The organism is Moorena sp. SIO2C4 (genome assembly GCF_010672485.1).
Classification (GTDB): domain Bacteria; phylum Cyanobacteriota; class Cyanobacteriia; order Cyanobacteriales; family Coleofasciculaceae; genus Moorena; species Moorena producens.
This window is the reverse complement of record NZ_JAAHGN010000996.1, coordinates 1-2,829: the sequence shown is the minus strand read 5'-3', so window position 1 is coordinate 2,829 and position 2,829 is coordinate 1. Positions and strand designations below refer to the sequence as shown.

At 44.5% G+C, this 2,829-nt stretch carries 2 protein-coding genes and 2 pseudogenes; 2 read left to right on the top strand and 2 right to left on the bottom strand.

Annotated elements, in window-relative coordinates; genetic code table 11:
- On the top strand, positions 1-358 hold a 358-nt coding region (locus F6K20_RS32665), incomplete at its 5' end, for a Uma2 family endonuclease (protein ID WP_287297541.1).
- Between the two features lie 115 nt (positions 359-473).
- Positions 474-1,043 (top strand): annotated as a pseudogene (locus tag F6K20_RS32660) (Uma2 family endonuclease).
- Between the two features lie 117 nt (positions 1,044-1,160).
- Here the strand turns inward: F6K20_RS32660 and F6K20_RS32655 are convergent.
- Entirely contained in the window at positions 1,161-1,319 is a 159-nt protein-coding gene (locus F6K20_RS32655) for a hypothetical protein (protein ID WP_287297539.1), read from the bottom strand.
- A 42-nt stretch (positions 1,320-1,361) separates the two neighbouring features.
- A pseudogene (locus F6K20_RS32650) lies at positions 1,362-2,088 on the bottom strand (Uma2 family endonuclease).
- Between the last annotated feature and the right edge of the window lie 741 nt (positions 2,089-2,829).

The window sequence follows — 2,829 nt, the reverse complement described above, 5'->3', positions numbered from 1 at the left end:
TTGTACCTTTGGTGGGCGATCAATTGTCCCAGACGTTGCCGTCTTTCGTACAGAACGGATTCCTCGTGATCATGATGGCCAAGTGGCCAATTCGTTCAATCTACATCCAGATTGGACTATCGAGATCTTATCCCCCAAGCAGAACCAAACCAAAGTCATTCGCAACATTCTCCATTGTCTCGACAACGGTACTAAGATGGGGTGGTTATTGGATCCGGAAGAGTCCTTGATATTTGTCTATAGTGCCGATAAATCCGTGCAACTGTTTGAGAACTTAGAGGTAGTGTTGCCCGTGCCAGAGTTTGCCGAAGCAGTGCAGCTTAAGGTGGGTGAGATATTTGATTGGTTGAAAGAGTAAACGGATCTTGTAGAGTGCGTTCGCGTAGCGGCTCGTACCGAGCATCGCTTTTCTGGTGGGCATAACTGGAACTGAATCCAGCAACAGTTAAAATCTAAGAAACAGGAGGTCATCAATGGTTGCTGTGAATCAAATTAGACAAACGTTAACCCTGGCGGAATTTTTAGAACTTCCTGAAACCAAACCTGCTACTGAATATGTCAATGGACAAATTCAACAAAAACCTATTCCTCAAGGAGAACATAGTACCTTACAAACTCGTCTTGCTACAGCGATTAATGAACTTATTTTACCGAAAAAAAATGCTCATGCTTTTACTGAATTAAGATGTACTTTTGGGGGACGTTCTATTGTTCCAGATATTACAGTATTTAGTTGGAATCGTATTCCGAAAACAGAAAAAGGAAGAATAGCCAATAAATTTGAGCTTTATCCTGATTGGGTAATCGAAATTCTTTCTCCTGAACAATCTGCGAATAAAGTGATCAAAAAAATTCTGTTTTGTCTGAACCAGGGAACAGACTTAGGCTGGTTAATTGATCCTGAAGATGAATCAGTGATGATATTTCAACCGAATCAATTGCCAGAAATAAAATCATATGAATAAATTTTACCTGTGTTAGATAGTATTAAAGATTGGAAATTATCTGTTGCCGAAATGTTTAGTTGGTTAAGTGTTAAATAATTTTTGGTTGGCGTTTCTTTTTTCCATTGAACTGAGTAAGAGATCAAATATCAATGATCGTAAGCATATGCGCTACGCGCACGCTGCTTGAGGTGCCGTCAGCCGTGAGCTAAAAGCTCACGCTGCTTGAGGTGCCATCAGCCATTCCCATAGCGTGGCCTTTGGCAAAGGCGCATAAGCTGAAAGCTGTTCGCGTAGCGTGCGCGTAGCGCATAAGCTGATAGCTGATAGCTTACCAATGATCAATGACCAATGACCAATGACCAAGCTTGACAATAGCGATGCTACCGGAATGGATATGATATTCCAGTTGAGGAATTATCCCTCTGGCTCGATGCCTGCTGCTCTTAGCTGGGCTGCCAATTTCTCGGCTCGTTGCCGTTCCTGTTTAGCTCGTTGCTGTTCCTGTGATGACCAACTCCGAACCCCACAGCAACAGTTCTCCTTGCTGATCCCACCAACGTATCCAGTAACCAGTTCGGTTTTCCCTAGTTCCTTGCCAGATACCCAGAAATAAGCTCATTTGATCAATCCAATAACGGTTATTGCCATCGGGTGGTTGGAGTTGATAACGGCCTGAATCATCTAACCGATAGACTTCTATTACTCCAGTGTCTGGCTCAAAAATGACATAGTTGGGAACCTGTAACACTTGCTCGTAGTAAAACCACTTGCCCGGAGGATAGGTTGGCTTGTTGGAATACTCCCCAGCTTCAGTATCACAGAGAAATTCCATGACAATAGCAGGAATATCCCCTTGAAGTCTTGGGGTATAATTACGTTTAACTTCTTCTCTTGACACCCGAATTGATGGCACATATCCCCAATCTGGTGCTTTTACCACGATTTTGCCATTCAAAGTGGCACAGATGCCATAATTGGTAGTAGTCAGGGCATTAGCTGGTAGTTTGCCAGCAATTTCCAAACTTTGTGTCAGAGCAGCAGCCAGGGATGGTTGATTGATATTATCCACTGGTTCGTCGTCAAGAAGGAAATCATCAGTTGACACTCCCCGCCCTGGAAGGACGGGGATTCTTGCTTCCACGGGGTGACTTGTTTAACCAGGCCGGAGCCAGAAAAAATAGAGGTCTCCTCTTCACAAGCGTACTTGGTCTATGACCCAGGTTTCGGTGTGCCCCACCGTACCTAATCTAGTTAACAAGTTAGATAAACTTTTTCTTGATCATAGGGTTTTCGTAGATATCCAAATCGTTAGATTTGATTATGCAATAAGCTTATCTCTTAGCTTATTTTTTACATCATCTACTTATTTTAAGATCATGTTTATCTAGACCATTAATTTTTTTTCGTTAGGCATCTATAATAACACGATGTTAGAAAACCGTCAAGTCTTAATTTCAAAAAAAACCGTCCTATAAGGACGGGGCGCGATTACCCAAATTTTTTGGTAACTTTTCCCAGGTAACTTGGTAAGTAGCTGTGCTAGCTATCATAATTAGTTCCTCTCGGAGCCTGCTCTTATTATCATAAGTTAGCGAATTCCAGAGAACTGACGGGGTAACAGTTTACTTGACCCGACCCCGGAATCGGATAAACCCATAGGAATTTGGCGGCAACGACGGCAAGGCGCCTTTTGTGGGGCTCGACGGACACTCCTGCAGCCACCCCAAGCTCGCCCCGGTCGAGCTCGACGCAGCCTCCTGAGGCTGCGCGGAGCCGCCGCTGCAGCCTCCCTTTCGTCCCAACGAGAGCGAACCGGCACGCCAACTGTGGCACCCTGAGGCAGTGCACTTCGACTACGGCGCATCTCCCGTCCCGGTCAGCC